Annotated in this window: 13 protein-coding genes; 7 read left to right on the top strand and 6 right to left on the bottom strand. The window is 70.8% G+C overall.

Translation table 11 applies throughout. The annotated features are described in order from the left end of the window. Positions 1-81: 81 nt before the first annotated feature. Entirely contained in the window at positions 82-1851 is a 1770-nt protein-coding gene (locus ACFZBP_RS12030; protein WP_391412263.1) for an ATP-binding cassette domain-containing protein, read from the top strand. A 52-nt stretch (positions 1852-1903) separates the two neighbouring features. Here the strand turns inward: ACFZBP_RS12030 and ACFZBP_RS12025 are convergent, their stop codons facing one another. From ACFZBP_RS12025 to ACFZBP_RS12010, 4 genes are all read right to left on the bottom strand, one after another. Further along, the gene (locus ACFZBP_RS12025; protein WP_391412261.1) at positions 1904-4375 is read right to left on the bottom strand and encodes a CBM35 domain-containing protein; all 2472 of its coding nucleotides are present in this window, start codon (positions 4373-4375) and stop codon (positions 1904-1906) included. Positions 4376-4511: 136 nt separating this feature from the next. Then, positions 4512-5342: a carbohydrate ABC transporter permease gene (locus ACFZBP_RS12020; protein ID WP_383443182.1), complete on the bottom strand. Its 831-nt coding sequence runs from the start codon at positions 5340-5342 to the stop codon at positions 4512-4514. Next, complete coding sequence (locus ACFZBP_RS12015; RefSeq protein WP_383443185.1) at positions 5339-6259, bottom strand: carbohydrate ABC transporter permease; 921 nt, start codon at positions 6257-6259, stop codon at positions 5339-5341. The genes ACFZBP_RS12020 and ACFZBP_RS12015 overlap by 4 nt, the downstream gene beginning before the upstream one ends. Before the next feature lie 2 nt (positions 6260-6261). Next, positions 6262-7593, bottom strand: coding sequence for an extracellular solute-binding protein (locus tag ACFZBP_RS12010; RefSeq protein WP_391413002.1), 1332 nt, complete (start codon positions 7591-7593; stop codon positions 6262-6264). 158 nt (positions 7594-7751) lie between these two features. On the opposite strand from ACFZBP_RS12010, the gene ACFZBP_RS12005 reads away from it, so the two are divergent. Next, a complete protein-coding gene (locus ACFZBP_RS12005; protein WP_391412258.1) occupies positions 7752-8960 on the top strand; it encodes an RNA-guided endonuclease TnpB family protein in 1209 nt (402 codons plus the stop codon). 62 nt (positions 8961-9022) lie between these two features. On the opposite strand, the gene ACFZBP_RS12000 is transcribed toward ACFZBP_RS12005, so the two are convergent. Then, the gene (locus ACFZBP_RS12000) at positions 9023-10117 is read right to left on the bottom strand and encodes a substrate-binding domain-containing protein (protein ID WP_391412256.1); all 1095 of its coding nucleotides are present in this window, start codon (positions 10115-10117) and stop codon (positions 9023-9025) included. Between the two features lie 70 nt (positions 10118-10187). On the opposite strand from ACFZBP_RS12000, the gene ACFZBP_RS11995 reads away from it, so the two are divergent. The 5 genes from ACFZBP_RS11995 (at position 10188) to ACFZBP_RS11975 (ending at position 16186) form a co-directional block, all read left to right on the top strand. Then, positions 10188-12326 carry an alpha-galactosidase gene (locus ACFZBP_RS11995; protein ID WP_391412254.1) on the top strand — a complete coding sequence of 713 codons (2139 nt, stop codon included), beginning with the start codon at positions 10188-10190 and terminating at the stop codon, positions 12324-12326. A gap of 64 nt (positions 12327-12390) precedes the next feature. Next, positions 12391-13659, top strand: coding sequence for a glycosyltransferase (locus ACFZBP_RS11990; RefSeq protein ID WP_391412252.1), 1269 nt, complete (start codon positions 12391-12393; stop codon positions 13657-13659). Further along, positions 13656-14504, top strand: a complete 849-nt coding sequence (locus ACFZBP_RS11985; RefSeq protein ID WP_391412250.1) for a transferase — start codon at positions 13656-13658, stop codon at positions 14502-14504. The genes ACFZBP_RS11990 and ACFZBP_RS11985 overlap by 4 nt, the downstream gene beginning before the upstream one ends. A 56-nt stretch (positions 14505-14560) precedes the next feature. After that, entirely contained in the window at positions 14561-15418 is an 858-nt protein-coding gene (locus ACFZBP_RS11980; RefSeq protein ID WP_391412248.1) for an NAD(P)H-binding protein, read from the top strand. Between the two features lie 93 nt (positions 15419-15511). Continuing rightward, complete coding sequence (locus ACFZBP_RS11975; protein WP_391412246.1) at positions 15512-16186, top strand: hypothetical protein; 675 nt, start codon at positions 15512-15514, stop codon at positions 16184-16186. 105 nt (positions 16187-16291) lie between these two features. Here the strand turns inward: ACFZBP_RS11975 and ACFZBP_RS11970 are convergent, their stop codons facing one another. Beyond that, entirely contained in the window at positions 16292-17257 is a 966-nt protein-coding gene (locus tag ACFZBP_RS11970) for a helix-turn-helix domain-containing protein (protein ID WP_391412244.1), read from the bottom strand. Positions 17258-17396 lie beyond the last annotated feature (139 nt).

Below are 17396 nucleotides of genomic sequence, written 5' to 3'. Positions count from 1 at the left end.
CTCCCCTCGCGGACGAGATAGGAAAGCGCTTGCTATGCAGGTGACTGCATCTCATCCGGAACCCTGGGAAGGACAACGCCGATGGCGTCGTCACACGAGAGACCGCTCGACCACCGCTACCGCGGTGAACACCCCGTACGCACCCTCGCCTACCTCTTCCGCGCCGACCGCCACCGCCTCGCGGCCGCGGTCGGCGTGTTCACCGTCAAGCACAGCCCGGTCTGGCTGCTGCCGCTGATCACCGCGTCCATCATCGACACCGTCGTCCAGCACCAGCCGATCAGCAGGCTCTGGCTGGCCACCGGCGTCATCATGCTCATCCTGTTGGTCAACTACCCCCTGCACCTGCTGTACGTCCGCCTGCTGTACGGCAGCGTGCGCCGGATGGGCACCGGTCTGCGCTCCGCGCTGTGCACCCGCATGCAGCAGCTCTCCATCGGCTACCACTCGCGCGTCAGCGCCGGTGTGCTCCAGGCCAAGGTCGTGCGGGACGTGGAGACCGTCGAGCAGATGGTGCAGCAGACCGCGGAGACGGGACTCGGCGCGGGCACCGTGCTCATCGGCGGCCTCGTCATCATCGCGATCCGTACACCGGAGTTCGTGCCCGTCTTCCTCGTGATCGTGCCCGCCGCCGCACTGGTCGTCGCCCGCCTCCGGGCCCGGCTGCGCACCCACAACGAGCACTTCCGCCACGAGGTCGAGACCCTGTCCTCCCGGGTGACGGAGATGACCCGCCTCATCCCGGTCACCCGCGCCCACGGCCTGGAGGGCAAGGCGCTGCGCCGCATGGACGGCACCCTGCACCGGCTGCTCACCTCCGGCATGCGCCTCGACCTCGTCAACGGCCGCTTCGGCTCGCTCGCCTGGGTCGTGCTGAACGTGGTCGGCGTACTCGTCCTCGCGGGCGCGGCGCTGATCTCGTACTACGGCGTCTGGGGCGTGACCGCCGGTGACGTCGTCATGCTGAGCGCGTTTTTGACCACCCTCACCAACTCCACGACAACGTTGGCGGGACTGGCCCCGGTCATCACCAAGGGCCTGGAGTCCGTCCGTTCCGTCGGCGAGGTGCTCCAGGTCCCCGAGCTGGAGGACAACGAGGGCAAGGCCGAGGTCACCTCGCTGCGCGGCGCGGTGACCTTCGACAACGTCGGGTTCGCGTACGAGGACAACGGCCGCCCCGCCGTACGGGACTTCAGCCTCTGCGTCACCCCCGGGGAGACCATCGCCCTCGTCGGCGCGTCCGGTGCCGGCAAGTCCACCGTGCTGAACCTCGTCATCGGCTTCATCCGCCCCACCACCGGCCGGCTGGAACTCGACGGCACCGACATGAACACCCTCGACCTGCGCACCTACCGCCGCTTCCTCTCGGTCGTACCGCAGGAGTCGATCCTCTTCGACGGCACCATCCGGGAGAACGTCGCCTACGGCATGGACGACGCCGACGAGGACACGGTGCGCGCGGCGCTGCGCGACGCCAACGCGCTGGAGTTCGTCGACCGGCTCCCGCAGGGCCTCGACACCCTGGTCGGCGAGCGCGGGGCACGGCTGTCCGGCGGCCAGCGGCAGCGGCTGGCCATCGCCCGGGCCCTGATCCGGGACCCGAGGGTGCTCGTCCTCGACGAGGCGACCTCGGCCCTGGACACCCGGTCCGAGGCGCTCGTCCAGCAGGCCCTCGCCCGGCTCCTGCACGGCCGTACCACCTTCGTGGTGGCACACCGGCTGTCCACCGTGCGCGGCGCGGACCGGATCGTCGTCATGGGGGACGGCCGGATCCAGGAGATCGGCACCCACGAGGAACTCCTGTGCCGGAACGGGGCCTACACGGCCCTGCACAGCGGACAGGTCGCCTGACGCACGGGTTCCGCCCGCTCCACCTTGAGATGGAGCGGGCGGAACGGCGCGGCTACGGCCGGTCGACCACCCGGCCCAGCTCGATCCGGTCGATGTCCGGCGCCCAGGCCGTCGCGTTGCCGAACGTCACCTTGTTGGAACCCTTCCTCAGCTCGACGGGGACGCCCACCGTCCAGTAGTCGTCCGGGCTCCAGGTGTTCTTGAAGGTGACCTTCACCGGCGCCGCGTTTCCCACGGTGATGTCCGCGGTGCGGGACATGATGTCCGTGTTGTAGGCGTGGCCGTTGTCCCGCCGGTCGTTGTGCGCGTAGTGCACGACCAGCAGATAGCGGCCGGAGCTGGGCGCCCGCACCGTGAACTCGGCGGTGCTGTCGGGGCTGTTGCCGAGCCTGCCGATGTAGGAGCCGGCCGAGGCGTGGACGGAGTCGACGAGCTCGGCCCCGCCCTTGAGGACGGCCGCCCCGCCCTCGTAGGCGAGGGCGCCGGAGCTCGACCCGCTGCCCGAGACGTCCAGCGAGCGGACGGCGGCGTGCTGGGCGGTCACCGTCACGCGGTTGTTGCCCGCCACGAGGTACAGCCGCAGCGGCCGGCCCGGCGCCGCTGTCACCGTCTCCCCGTGCAGGGCGAGCCGCACCGCCGCAGTCGCCCGCGGCACCACCGTGAAGTAACCGTCGCGCGGCGCGTACACGTCGAAGACCGCCTTGTCACCGGAGCGCAGCACCAGGGCGCCCGTGCCCACTCCCGCCGACGAGGAGTAGTCGTACGACGGGTTGCCGCCGATGTCCGCCAGGGTGGCCTCGTACGACGCCGAGAGCGCCCCCTCGCGGGCCGTCAGGTCGACGCGGTCGAGAGTGACCTCGGCGTCGCCCTTGGCCAGCGTCAGCACATGCGTGCCGGCCGCGAGCTGGATGGTGACGTCCCGCTTGGCGCGGTAGGTCCAGTTCTCCGTGGAGGGATACGTGACCGTGGCCGCCTCGGCGCCGTCGACCGACAGCTTCTGCGTGGCCGGGCCGCCGGACTGGTTGCCGTACAGGATCGCCAGGTCGTACGCCCCGTCGCGCGGCACCGTCACCGTGAAGTCGACCTTGCTGGTGGCCTGGTTGAGCGAGCCGACGTCCTTCGTGCCGGAGGCCGCGTAGCCGTTGGCGTTCTCGACCGTGCCCTGGGTGTAGACCTTGCCGTCGGTGATCGCGGCCGACTCGGCCTCGTACGACGCCGACCAGGGGACGGAGACGGGGGACGGGGTGCCCGTGCCGCCGGGTGTCAGGACGATCCGGTACGCGGACATCTTCCGCATGCCACGCAGCGGAACGGTCACCGAACCGTCCTCCGCCACCTTCACCTTCGTACGGGCGAGGACCTGCGGCGTCGCGTGCTGCCCCTCGTAGCCGGACCAGGCGGCCTCGGCGACGGTCGCGGTGACCGTGCGGCCGAAGACGGAACGGGGCACGTTGCGGACGACGACGTCGGAGTCGCCCGCCGAACCGCCGAGCAGCACCTGCGCCTGGCGCCGGCCCGTGTCCAGGGACGCCAGGCCCTGCAGGGTGTCGATGGTGTTCGGCTGCGCAGGCGTGACCTTCACGGTGTCACCGGTCATCCCGGCGTACCAGCGGAACAACCACCAGCCGCCGTTGGGGATGTTGGAGCGCACGACCTGACCGCTGAGGTTGCCGGCCGCGTCCCAGTACGCCATGTTCGCGTACACCTTGTTCCGCTCGAACATCGAGACCCACTGCACGAGCTGGCCCGGCACGGAGAGGTCGCGGCGGTTGGCGTACTCGTCGATGTTGATCTTCAGCGGGGCGATGCCCGCCTCACGTTCGAGCGCGCGGTAGTCGTCGTAGTGCGCCTGGAAGTCGCGCAGCGAGCCGGAGCCCAGCTCGTGCCAGGTCATCACCTGCGGCAGCACGTTCTCCCGCTTGGCGAAGGCGAGGAAGTCCTTCAGCAGCCGGGAGTGGTACGCGGCCTCGTTCGGGCCCGCGATCCTCGCGTCCGGGTCGATCGCGCGGATGCGCTGGTACACCGTCTTCCAGTCCTTGAAGAACCGGTCCCGGTTGGCCTCGTACTGGGCCTGGTCGGCGACGCCGAGCTTGTACCAGATCTGGTCGGGCTCGTTGAACGGGATGTAGACGAACCGCTCGCTGTTCGGGTCAGCCGCCACCTCCTTGGCGATCTTGTCGACCTTGGGGAGGTAGTCGTCGATGCCGAGGTCCTCGTACGGCCATTTGGCGTAGATGTCCTGCATCATCACGTTGATCTCGCCGCCGCCGTTGCGGAAGAACGACGTCGAGACGGTGAGCGCGTCGCCGTTGGGGTGCTGGGCGCCGCCCTCCGGCTTCTGCGAGACGCTGGTGACCTTCAGGGGTTCCAGCGCGGCGTCACTGGGCACCCCGTCGTCGCTGAGCCCGTACAGCGCGCCGTTGGCGCCGAGCATCACCGGCCCCTCGGAGGCGGACAGGTCGACGGTGAGGCGCTGCGGGTCGGCAGCGGCCGCGGGGCCCGTGGCGGGGAGAGTGGCTGCCATGGTGGCTGCTCCAAGTGCGGCTGTTATCAAGGCGGTTCTGGCACGGAATCCCGTACGGAATCTCGTCCGGGGGCGGGTACGGAGTCGGTCGAGGGTGCGTGCGCGGGCGGGGGTGATCACTTAGCTGGACCTCCGGTCACTTGACGGCTCCACTGGTGATTCCGGACACGATCTTTCGCTGGCCGACGAGGAACACGACGACCATGGGCAGGCTCATCACCACGACGTACGCGAAGACGAGATGCCAGTTGTTGAGGTAGAGCTGGGCGGAGGCGACCTGGTAGAGGTTCAGCGGGAGCGTGGCCCGCTCGCCGCCGCCCAGGACGAAGAAGGCGTAGAAGACGTCGCTCCAGGCGTAGAGCATCACCATGATCGTCGCGGTGGCGATCACCGGGCGCAGCAGCGGCAGGACGATCCGCCAGAAGATCCGCGACGGCGTCGCCCCGTCCATGCGGGCCGCCTCCTCCAGCTCCAGTGGGATGGCACGGATGAAGCCGGTCATGAAGAAGATCGACGTCGACAGGTACATGCCGGTGTAGACGGCGATCATGCCGGGACGCGTGTTCGACAGACCCAGCTGCCGCAGCTCCATCACGATGGTGATGACCGCGGGCGGCAGCAGCAGTCCGCTGATGCAGAGCGCGTACGCCGCCGACACCAGCTTCGACTTGCGGCGCGCGAACACCCAGGCGGCGCCCGCCCCGAGGAGCAGGACGAGGACGACCGAAGGCAGTACGACCAGCAGGGAGTTGAAGAAGCCGCGCAGCATCTCGCCCTGGCCGACGGCGTCGGCGTAGTTGTCGGCCGGCTGCCAGTGGCGCGGCAGATCGAGGTTGGGGTCGATGGCCTCCGCCTGCGGTTTCGCGGAGGTGACGACGACCAGCCACAGCGGTACGCCGACCGCCAGCCCGGCGAGCAGCAGGACCAGGGCGGGGCGGCCGTACCGCCACGCGACGGACGGGTTCACAGCAGCTGCTCCCTTCGCCGCAACCCGACGACCAGCGGGATCGCCACCGCGACCACGACCAGGAAGAGGACGAGGCTCATCGCCGAGGCCTGGGCGTACAGGCCCTGTCCGAAGATCCGGAACATGTAGATGTTGAAGACCTCGGTGGAGGCCGCCGGACCGCCGCCGGTCGTGGCCTGCACGATGTCGAAGGTGTTCATCGAACCGATCAGCGCGGTGGTCACGTTGAAGGTGACGGCCGGCGCCAGCATCGGCCAGCGCACCGACCAGAACGTCCGCAAGGGCCCGGCGCCGTCCATCCGAGCGGCTTCCAGCATGTCGCCGGGGATGCCCTTGAGCCCGGCCAGATAGATCAGCATGGACAGGCCCATCCACTTCCAGCCGTGGACGAGGGTGACGACGACCAGCGTCCAGGTCGTCGAACCCAGCCATGGAACGTCCGTCCCGAGCACGGAGTTGACGGCTCCGTCCTGGTCGAGGAGCGCCTGGAAGACGTAACCGGTGGCGAGCGCCGAGATCAGCACCGGCAGGAAGAACACCGCGCGGAAGAACCGGTTGAAGCGGCTGTCGGCCTCCAGCAGCAGCGCCAGCCCCAGCCCGAAGCCGTTCTGGAACAGCGCCGCCAGCAGGGCGTACAGCAGCGTCGTGCGGATCGCGCGGAGCAGCGAGCCGTCGTCGGCGATGGTCCTGAAGTTGTCGAGGCCGGTGAAGGCGATGTCCGCGTGGTACGAGGACCAGTCGGTGAACGGGTAGTAGAAGTTCAGCAGGTTCGGCACCAGGAAGAAGCCCGCGAAGACGACGATCGCGGGAAGCGCGAACCACCAGGGATGGTGCACGGCGGCGCGCGGCAGCCGCCCCACCTTCCTCGGCGGGCCGGCCGCCGACTCGGGCTCGGCTCGTACAGCGGTGTGAGTCATCGTCAGAACCCGGAGGCGCCCTGGGCCTTGGCCACCTGCGCGAACTGGTCCTGGATCGCCTGGGCGACCTGCCGCGGATCCTTCTTGTCGAAGATCATGTCGGCGAGGTAGAGGTGGGTGTCCGGGGCGACGATCGCCTTGGCCTGGAAGACGCCGACGGCGGTGGGCAGGGCCGCGACCTGCGCCCTGGACGTCTGCGGCAGCCCGTCGGGGGTGGGCACGGACGGCTGCACGGACGGGATCTTCATCGCCTTGATGTAGTCGGCGTAGTCCGGGCCGAGCCAGAAGGCGAGGAACTGCCGGGCCGCGTTCTGCCGCTTCTCGTCACCCGTCCTGAACGCGACCACACCGTTGGTCTGGTCGGGCGAGTACATGCCGGTGGCCGCCGAGTTGGAGACCGGGAACCAGCCGATCCTCTCGTCGATCTCGGCGGTGGAGTACCTGGCCTGCAGCTGGCTCTGGAAGGAGGTGACGTTGAGGACCATGCCGGCCTCGCCCTTCCACAGCGCGTCGGCCTGTCCGGTGAAGGTGCCGGTCCGGTAGTTCTTCTGGGCGAGCCCCGCGTCGAGCAGCTTCTCCTTGTACTTCTTGATCGCGCCGACGACGACCGGGTCGGTCCACTTCTCCTGGTTCTTGTTCAGCCCGTCCCACCACCGCTGGTCGAGGTCGGTGAGCTGGACCTGCATCTGCCACTGAAGCGGCCACTTGTCGCCGCCGGCCTCGTAGAAGGCGGCCGCGTCCGTCTTGTCGACGACCTTGTGACCGAGGGCGAGCAGTTCGTCGTAGGACTCCGGGAAGTCCTTCTCGGAGAGCCCGGCCCGCTTGAAGACGTCCTTGTTGTAGTAGACGCCGAGCATGGCGGGGCTGGTGACGATCGCCGCGTACCGCTTGCCGTCGATCACGCCGAGCGACTTCTCGGTGTCACCGAGCCGGTCCTCCCACGGCTCGCCGTCCAGGGGCATGAGGTTCTGCCGCGGCTGGACGAACGGCAGCGTGGAGATGGACGGCTGCCAGAACATCAGGTCCGGACGGTCGCCCGAGGCCAGCTTGGTGGGCACGTTCTGCTCGTACAGGTCCGGGATCGCCTGGGTCTCCACCTTCGCGCCGGTCGCCTTCTCGAAGGCGTCGATGACCTGCTTGGGCGCGTTGACCGTGTTCTGCGCGGTCCACATCGTCAGCTTCACGCCGTCCAGCCGTGCGGTCGGGTCGACGGCCGTCCGCTTCCCGTCCGCGCCGGAGTCACCGGAGCCGCCGGCCGTGGGGTCGCTGCACGCGGTGGCGGCGAGACCGAGGGCGCATATCAGCGCCAGGGCGGGGAGAGCTCTTGTCTTCATCATGCTTCCTTCGTGGAGACCCTGGCCTTCAGGCAGGGGAGGAGACGAAGCCCCTGCTGAGCAGGGTGGGGAAAGGCGAGTCGCCTCCAGGGCGATTCGCCCTCTGCGGCCACCGGCCGACACTCGAGGCTCACATGTGAGCCGATAGAATGTGAGGCATGACGCAGCAGGTCAAGCGGGCTTTCAAGTACCGCTTTTACCCCACGGACGAGCAGGCAGTGGAGCTGTCGCGCACGTTCGGCTGCGTCCGCCTCGTCTACAACAAGGCGCTGGAGGAGCGCACGCGGGCCTGGTACGGCGAGCAGCGCCGTGTCTCCTACGTGCAGTCGTCCGCCGCGTTGACGCAGTGGAAGAAGACCGAAGAACTCGCCTTCCTGACGGAGGTGTCCTCCGTCCCGCTCCAGCAGACGCTGCGCCATCTCCAGACAGCGTTCGGGAACTTCTTCGCCAAGCGCGCGAAGTACCCGCGCTACAAGAGCCGGAAGAAGTCCCGCGCGTCGGCCGAGTACACCCGCAGTGCCTTCAAGTGGCGCGACGGGCAGCTGACGCTCGCGAAGATGGCCGAGCCGCTGGACATCCGCTGGTCGCGTCCGCTCCCGCAGGGTGCGGCACCGACCACGGTGACCGTGTCCCGCGACAACGCCGGACGCTGGTTCGTCTCGATGCTGTGTGACGACCGCATCACTCCGGCTCCGGACACGGCGAACGCCGTCGGTATCGACGCGGGCATAACCTCCCTTGTGACGCTGTCCACCGGGGAGAAGGTCGCCAACCCGAAACACGAGCGTCGTGACCGCACCCGGCTGGCCCGTGCACAGCGGGAGCTGTCGCGGAAGACGAAGGGGTCGGCGAACCGGGAGAAGGCCCGGCGCTGCGTTGCCAGAGTCCACGCGCGGATCGCCGACCGGCGCCGCGATTTCCTGCAAAAGCTGTCGACTCGTCTCGTCCGTGAGAACCAAACGGTCGTGATCGAGGACTTGACCGTCCGCACCCTCGTCAAGAACCACGCGCTTGCGCGAGCGATCAGTGACGCGTCGTGGACGGAACTCCGCATGATGCTGGAGTACAAGTGCGCCTGGTACGGGCGTGAACTCGTCGTGATCGACCGCTGGTTCCCGAGCAGCAAGCTGTGCGGGGCCTGCGGCGCGGTCCGCGAGAAGCTGCCGCTGAACGTCCGCGAGTGGACGTGTGACTGCGGTGCCGTACATGACCGCGACGTGAACGCGGCGCGTAACCTCCTGGCCGCCGGGCTGGCGGCGTCTGCCTGTGGAGACGGTGTAAGACCTCAACGGGAGTCCTCCCGGACGGGGCAGTCGTCGGTGAAGCAGGAACCCCAGCGGGCGACCGCTGGAACCCTCCGCCTCTAGGCGGGGGAGGAAGTCAACACGTGCCTTTCGCGAAACGGGCTGGGTGGTCCAGGAAGCAGGAATCACAACAGCGGTGCTCGTGTGGTGCGTTGAGTGTCCTTGAGGCGCGTCGGGCGATCGTGTGCGCGTTCATGCGGCGCCCCCGAGCTCTCCCGCACCACCAGCTCCGGCACCGAGACGGGATGCGGGGCGATCTGCGCGGCCTCCTCCAGCACTCCGTGCAGCAGGGCGAACGCGGCCCGTCCGAGCCCGGTGAAATCCAGCCGTACGGTCGTCAGGGACGGCGTCAGATACGCGGAGTGCGGCGCGTCGTCGAACCCGGCCACGCTCACCTCGCCGGGGACGGAACGCCCCGCCTCGTGCAGCGCGCGCAGCACCCCCAGCGCGAGGTCGTCGTTGCCGCACAGGATCGCCGACACGGCCGGATCCCGTGCGAGCCGCCGACCCGCGGCATGGCCCTCCGCCGGACCCCAACTGCCCTGCACCGGCCGGGGTTCGGGCGCCTCGGCCTCGCGCAGCGCCTGCCGCCAGCCGCTGGTACGGGCGCTGGTGCGCCGGGTGCTGGACGGGATGGCGACGTAGTGCACGGTCTCGTGGCCGAGGGAGAGCAGATGGCGGGTCGCCTGGTAGGCGGCCTCGCGGTCGTCGGTCCACACCCAGGGCCGGCCGGGGTCGGGCGTGCTCGACGGGGTCTCGACCACGCCGACGACCGGCAGTTCGGCGGGGACGGCCCCGAGCGCCTTCACGCCGGCCGGATCGTACGCGATCACGATCAGACCGCCGCCCGCGTCGGCCGCCCGCCGCACCTCGGCGGCGACGGCCGCCTCGTCCGCCGACTCCAGCACACCGATCCCGACGGCGTAGGACTCGGCGCGGGCGGCCTCCTCGATGCCCTGGAGGATCGAGGCGTAGCCGTAGTGCGTGGTGTTCGCGGTCAGCACCGTCACGGCCCGGGTGCGTCCGCTGGCCAGGGCGAGCGCGGTGGCGCTGCGCCGGAAGCCGAGCTCGTCGATGGCGGCGAGCACCCGCTCCCGGGTGGTCGGCTTGACGCTGGGATGGCCGTTGATCACCCGGGAGACGGTCTGGTACGAGACGCCGGCGGCGGTCGCGACGTCCCTGATGCTCGCCGGGCGCCTTGTGTGACCGGTCACATTCATGCCAGGATTGTGACCGGTCACATGGGGACCGTCAAGAGACCGTAACGAGGGATTCACTAAGGGGAGCACCTTGACCGGTACGGCCGACGCGGAACTCAACGGCAGGCGGGGCGCCTTCACTTGGGGGCAGGGGGGTCTGGAGGCCGAGTTCACCACAGCGTCCGACGGGACCCTGCGGCTGGTCCGGCTCGGTGCCGGTGAGCCCGTCCGTCCGGAGTCCGCCCTCCCGCTCGTCGAGCTCACGGCCTTCGGGCACGGCAGCGCCTGGTCCGGCCCGCGCTTCACCGGTTCGGCGCTCGGCGCTCGGCTGAGCTACCGGGCGCGGCGCAGTGGGCGACGGGGCGATCAGGAGTGGCTCACCGTCGAACTGCATGACCCGGACACCGGGTTGACCGCGTTCGTCGAGCTGACTTCTCCCGGCGGGCTGCCCGTGCTGCGCTCCCGCGTCCGGCTCCGCAACGACGGCCCGCAGCCGCTCGTCGTGCAGTCCGTCACCAGCCTGCTCCTCGGAGGCCTGCCCGCACCGGACGCGCTCGACGTGCGCCGCGCCCGCAACGACTGGCTCGCGGAGTGCCGTTGGTACGGCGAGCCGCTGCGCGAGACCGTCGCCGACATCAACGTCGGCGCCCATCAGCACGACAGCCGGGCCGCCCTCGTGCTCGCCGGGCGCGGCAGCTGGCCCACCGACGGTCATCTGGCGATGGGGGCGCTGACGGAGCGGGGGAGCGGACGGACCTGGCTGTGGCAGATCGAGTCCCCGGCCGGCTGGCGCTGGGACCTGGGCGAGAGCGGGGGCGGCACCTTTCTGGCGCTGAACGGCCCCACGGACGCGGAGCACCAGTGGCGGGTCCGGCTCGCGCCGGGCGAGGAGTTCACCACCGTGCCGGGGGTCCTGGCCCTGGGCGCAGGGTTCGACGAGGCCGTGGGCGCGCTGACCGCGTACCGCCGCGCCGTACGCCGCCCGCACCCGGACCACACCGCGCTCCCGGTCGTCTTCAACGACTACATGAACACGCTCATGGGCGACCCGACCTCCGAGAAGCTGTTCCCGCTGATCGACGCCGCGGCTCGGGCGGGCGCGGAGTACTTCTGTGTGGACGCCGGCTGGTACGACGACTCGGAGGACGGCGACTGGTGGGACACCGTCGGCGCGTGGCTGCCCTCGGCTCGACGCTTCCCCGACGGCGGTGTCCGGGCGGTACTGGACCGGATCCGGGAGCGCGGCATGGTGCCCGGGCTGTGGCTGGAGCCGGAGGTCGTCGGCGTGCGCAGCCCGGTCGCCGCCGCCCTTCCGCCGGCCGCCTTCTTCCAGCGCGACGGCGTACGCCTCACCGAACAGGGCCGCCACCAGCTCGACCTGCGCCATCCGGCGGCCCGCGCACACCTCGACAAGGCGGTGGACCGCATCGTCGGCGACTGGGGCGTGGGCTATCTCAAGCTGGACTACAACATCGTGATCGATCCCGGCACCCTCGCCCCCGGCGACCTCGCGCCGGGCGCCGGACTGCTCGGCCACGCCCACGCCTACCTGGACTGGCTCTCCGAAGTACTGGACCGGCATCCCCACCTGGTGATCGAGAACTGCGCCTCGGGCGGCATGCGGATGGACGGGGCCACCCTCGCCGTCACCCAGCTCCAGTCCACCAGCGACCAGCAGGACCCCCTGCGCTACCCGCCCATCGCCGCCGCCGCGCCGACCGCCGTACCGCCCGAGCAGGGCGCCGTCTGGGCCTACCCGCAGCCCGGCTTCGACGACGACCTGATCGCCTTCACCCTGGGCGGGGCCCTCCTAGGGCGGATCCATCTGTCGGGCCATCTGGACCGCATGTCACAGCGACAACTCGGCCTCGTGCGGGACGCGGTGACCACGTACAAGTCGATCCGCCCGGACCTCGCGCGGGCCGTGCCGTTCTGGCCGCTCGGGCTGCCCGGGTGGACGGACGAGTGGCTGGCCCTCGGGATGCGGTCGTGCGACGACCGTACGTCGTACCTCACGGTCTGGCGGCGCGGCGGCGAGCGCGAACTGCGCCTGCCCGTAGGGCACTTGGCGGGCCGGGAGGTCCGCGCGGAGATCCTGCACCCGTCGCCGGCGTCGGGGGCGGCGGCCGGGTCGGCGGTCTGGGACGGGGGCGGGCTGCGGGTGTCGCTGCCGCACACGCCCGCCGTCGTGCTGGTCCGTCTCGTCGCGGACCCGCCGAGGCGGGCGTGACCTGCAAGACAACAGAGATATAACAACAGGCAACTAAAAGGGGGTTGCCGAGGTCTAGCCCGCCATGAAGATCTCTTTCCTGCTGCACAACGCCTACGGGATCGGAGGCACGATCACCACCACCTTCAACCTGGCACAGGCCCTGGCCGAGCGGCACGAGGTCGAGATCGTCTCGGTGCTGCGGCACCGCGAACACCCGAACTTCGCCCTGGACCCGAGAGTGTCCTTACGGCCGCTGGTCGACCTGCGGCACGAGAAGGAACACCCCCTGCATCTCAGACCGGCGAAAGTGTTCCCCGTCGCCGAGTACCGCTACAGGCAGTACAGCGAGTTGACCGACCGGCGGATCGGCGCATTCCTGGCGGAGACCGACGCCGACGTCGTCATCGGCACCCGCCCCGGGCTCAACGTGCACCTCGCGCTCCAGGCGCCGCAGCACGTCGTCCGCGTCGGGCAGGAACACCTCACCCTCGACAACCATCCGCCCCGCCTGCGCACCACGCTGCGCCGCGCCTACCGCCGCCTCGACGTGCTCACCACGGTCACCGAGGCGGACGCCGCCGCCTACCGGCGCAAGATGCGGCTGCCCGGGGTCAGGGTGGAGGCCCTGCCCAACAGCGTGCCCGATCCGGTGCTGCCCGCGGCGGACGGCACCGCGAAGGTCGTCGTCGCGGCCGGCCGGTTGGTCCCGGTGAAGCGCTACGACCTGCTCATCGAGGCGTTCGCCCCGGTCGCCGCCGCCCACCCCGACTGGCAACTGCGCATCTACGGCAAGGGGGAGGAGCAGACCCGGCTGCGACAGCTCATCCAGCGCCTCGGCCTGTCCGACCACGCCCTGCTGATGGGCGCGGCGGCCCCCATGGAGGCCGAGTGGGTCAAGGGCTCGATCGCCGCGTGCGCGTCCAACTTCGAGCCGTTCGGCATGACCATCGTCGAGGCCATGCGCTGCGGCCTGCCCGTGGTGAGCACCGACTGCCCCTACGGACCCGGCGAGATCATCGAGGACGGCGTCGACGGCCGGCTGGTACCGGTCGGGGACGCCGACGCCCTGGGCGCCGCGCTCCTCGACCTCGTCCGCGACGACGAACGGCGCCGGCGGATGGGCCGCACGGCCATCGCGAACGCCCGGCGGTTCGCCCCCGTCCCCGTGGTCGAGCAGGCCGAGCGGCTGATCGACGAGGCGAGGTCGGCGCGCGCGACGGGACGACCGGTCGCTCCCCCGGAAGGCGGCCGAATACAACGCGCCCTGGTCAGCCAGGGCTTCGCCGCACGCGACACCGCGTACGCCGTGGCCTCCGGCGCGCTGCGCACCGTACGGAGGGGACGGCGTTGAACACCAAGCCCGACACGAAACCCGACACGACGCGGGGCACGCACCTGCGCGTCGACTGCACGGCCGACGCGGACGGCCGGATCGTCTTCGCCCTCCCGCCGACAGCGGCCGCCGACCCAGGCTCGCCCCAGCTGCTGCTGAGGCTGCGCCCCAAGAAGGGCCAACCGGAGAGGACCGTCCACCTCCTCGACCTGGAACCCGCCCACGACGGCCGCCTCCTCGCCGCCCTGGAACGGCAGCCCGCTCTCGCCGAGGGCCGCTGGGACGTCTACCTCCTGTCCGCACCCGACGCGCCCCGGCAACGCCTGCGCCCCGGCCTGCGTGACCTGCGGGCCCTCGTCGACGGCCACACCCGGGACCGGCCGTCACCGGTGGCCGTGCGCGTCCCGTACGTCACCAAGGACGGCTACCTCGCGGTGCGGGCCTGGCTGCGCACCGCCCACGCGGAGGTCGAGGGCCTCGGCGTCACCGACCGCTCGATGACGGTCCGGGCCCGGCTGCACGGCACCTCGCTCGCCGAAGGAGCCGCCGTACGGCTGCGCCTGCGGGGCGGCGAGGGCACCGTACGGATCGTGGAGCCGCGGGGCGAGGGCGACGGGCGCGCGTTCTCCTTCGTCGTGGACTACGCCGACCTGGTCGGCGACGGCGGCACCCGCGACCGGGTCTGGGACCTGAGCGTCCAGGCCTCGCCCGGTGGGGGAGCGGCGCCGATCCGGATCGGTCGTCTCCTGGACGACGTGGCGGACCGCAAGGAGGTCTTCGTCTATCCCACGGCCGTGGTCGGCGGCGGCGTCGTACGTCCCTACTTCACCGTCGACAACGACCTCTCGGTCGAGGTGAAGTGACGTGAGGCCGAGGCTTGCGGACAGAAGCTGACCGCAAGCCTGCCTACGGTCGTTCCATGACCCAGACGCAGAAGATCCTTGTCACCGGTGCCACCGGAACCGTCGGCCGCCAGGTCGTCGCCGAACTCCTCGCCCGCGGCCATGTGGTCCGCGCGCTCACCCGCGATGCCGCGAAGGCCGACTTCCCGGCCGACGTCGAGGTCGTCCAGGGCGATCTGACCGAGCCCGAGACCCTGATCCCGGCCCTCGAAGGCGTCACCGGGCTCCACCTGATCACCTTCGGCGGGGCCTACTTCGCCCCGCTGGAGACCGGCCCGCGCATCCTGGAGGCGGCCCGCGCGGCCGGTGTGCGGCGGGTCACCGTGCTGCACGGCGGCGGGCCGTCCCCGCTGGAGGACGCCGTGCGGGCGGACGACGGCGTGGACTGGACCGTCCTCATGCCGGTCGAGTTCATGGGCAACGCCCTGGAGTGGGCCGACGGCATCGTGGCCGCGGGCGAGGTCCGTGAGCCGTTCGTCGCCCGGCTGAGCGCCATGGTCCACGAGGGCGACATCGGGGCCGTCGCCGCGGTCGCGCTCACCGAGGAGGGGCACGGGCGCCAGGAGTACGTGATCACCGGGCCCGAACTGCTCACCGTCACCGACAAGGTGGCCGCTCTCGCCGCCGCACGCGGCCGGGAGATCGCCCTGGTCGAGCTGACCGAGGAGCAGGCCGTCGCCCAATGGCGGGCGGCCGGCCACCCGGAGGACGTGATCGGCTTCCTGCTGGAGGCGTACGGGAACACCCCGGAGGTGGGCCGTACGGTCGTCGACACCGTGGAGAAGGTTACCGGCCGCCCGGCCCGCACCTTCGCCCAGTGGGCCGCCGAGCACACGGACGCCTTCACGCCCCGCCCGGGCGGGGCCGCGTCGTAGTCCCACGCCCACACCCCACGTTGCTCGTCCCGTATGATGGCAGGCCCTACCGGTCCGCCGCCATACGGGCCGCCGCGTCATGGACCAGCTGGCGTGCAGCTCGGACAACGCCACGAGGTCGACGGAGTCGCCGCCCACCTCGCGGTGCACGAACAGGCCGTCGGCGCCACCGTCCTCCTGATCGGCCTCAATCCCCACCAACTGTCGCTCACCACCGACGACGTGGTCCGCCGTCAGCTGACGCTGCGCGGCACGATGATCTACGACCACCCCGGTGACTTCGCCGCCGCGACCGCCGAACTGCCCGACGCCCGGCCCGGCGCCGTCATCGAGGCCCGCTTCCCGCTGGACCGGGCCCAGCAGGCGTTCACCGGCGCGGCCGAACGCGCCGGAAGACCTGGATCAGCATCGGAGGCGACCAGCTCGCCGCCGGACGGGCCGCGCTGTGACGCTCACGCGGCGCTGCTGCTGCGGGGCATCCCGTGCCGACACGTCACGTCGTGCTCGCTGCCGAGGCTCGTCCACCAGCGTTCGCAGCACGCGGAGTCGAGCTCCGCACGGACGATCGCCTCGGCGGCATCGCCCCCGCGCCCGGCCCGCGCGGCCAACTCCAGCAGCCAGCGCCGCTGTTCGCCGATCACCGTCTCCCGGACGACGGCGATCACCGGCACGAGGCTGGCGGCGGCGAACAGACACGCGGCCCAGGCGGGGCCGTGGCGGACCTCGAGGACCGTGGTCCAGGCGAGCCCCGCGCTCGTGGCGATGTAGAGGGCGCAGAGGAAGCGGCTGGAGCAGTTCATGGGCGTACACCGTCCTTGGGGAGGATCGATACCCCTTGTCCAACTGTTAACGGCCCGTGTGGACTCGGGTGATTTATCCCACCGTGACTGACGCGTCTGCCTTCCCCTGGAACGCGGCGCGATAGGCGTGCGGCGTGGTGCCCACCACCCGGCGGAAACGCTCACGAAACGCCGTCGGTGACCCGAACCCGGCCTGCCGTGCGATCCGTTCGATCGGGTGGTCGCTGTTCTCCAGCAGGTACTGGGCCCGCCGCACCCGCGCCCGCAGCAGCCACTGGAGGGGAGTGGTGCCGGTCTGCTCGCGGAACCGGCGGCTGAAGGTGCGCTCGCTCATCCCCGACCGCTCCGCCATCGCCCCCAGGGTGAGCTCCCCGGCCAGATTGTCCTCGATCCACTCCAGCAGGGGTTCGAGCGCCGAACCGCGCGGCACGGGCGGGTGCGCGTGCACGATGAACTGCGCCTGCCCGCCCTCCCGTTCCAGCGGCACGACGGACATGCGCGCGGTGTGCGCGGCCACGGCCGAGCCCAGGTCCCGCCGGATCATGTGCAGGCACATGTCCAGCCCCGCGGCGGCGCCGGCGGAGGTGAGGATCCGCCCGTTGTCGACGTACAGCACGTCCGGCTCGACATGGACGTCCGGGAAGCGGCGCGCCAGGTCGTCCGTGGCCATCCAGTGGGTGGTGGCGCGCAGCCCGTCGAGCAGTCCGGCCTCCGCCAGGACGAAGGCGCCCACGCACACGGAGGCGATCCGCGTACCGGCCCGCGCCGCCTGCCGCAGGGCCGCCACCACCTGGGGCGAGGGCGGCCCGGTGTCGTCGCAGCCCGGCACGATGATCGTGTCCGCGTCCGCCAGCCCGTCGAGGCCCCGGTCGATCCGCAGCGCGAAGCCCTCCGTGGCCACCTCCGGCGACTCGGCGCACAGCCGCACCCGGTAGGGGCGGCGGCCGTCCGGCAGCCGGGTCCAGCCGAACATCTGGAAGGGCGTCGCCATGTCGAACGGCACCACGTTGTCGAGAACCAGGATCGCCACGTTGTGCATGGGCGACACCCTAGGCGGATTCCCGCCAGGTGGATAAGGCCTGGTCATGTGCGTGACTGAGTCAAGCATGCGGGCAGGGGCGTTGGCGGGAACCCGTTGGAAGCTGTCGTTTCAGCCGCTGTCCGATCACCCGTGAGGT

It is taken from the genome of Streptomyces sp. NPDC008086, from assembly GCF_042957325.1.
GTDB lineage: Bacteria > Actinomycetota > Actinomycetes > Streptomycetales > Streptomycetaceae > Streptomyces.
This window is presented reverse-complemented; position numbering and strand designations above follow the sequence as displayed.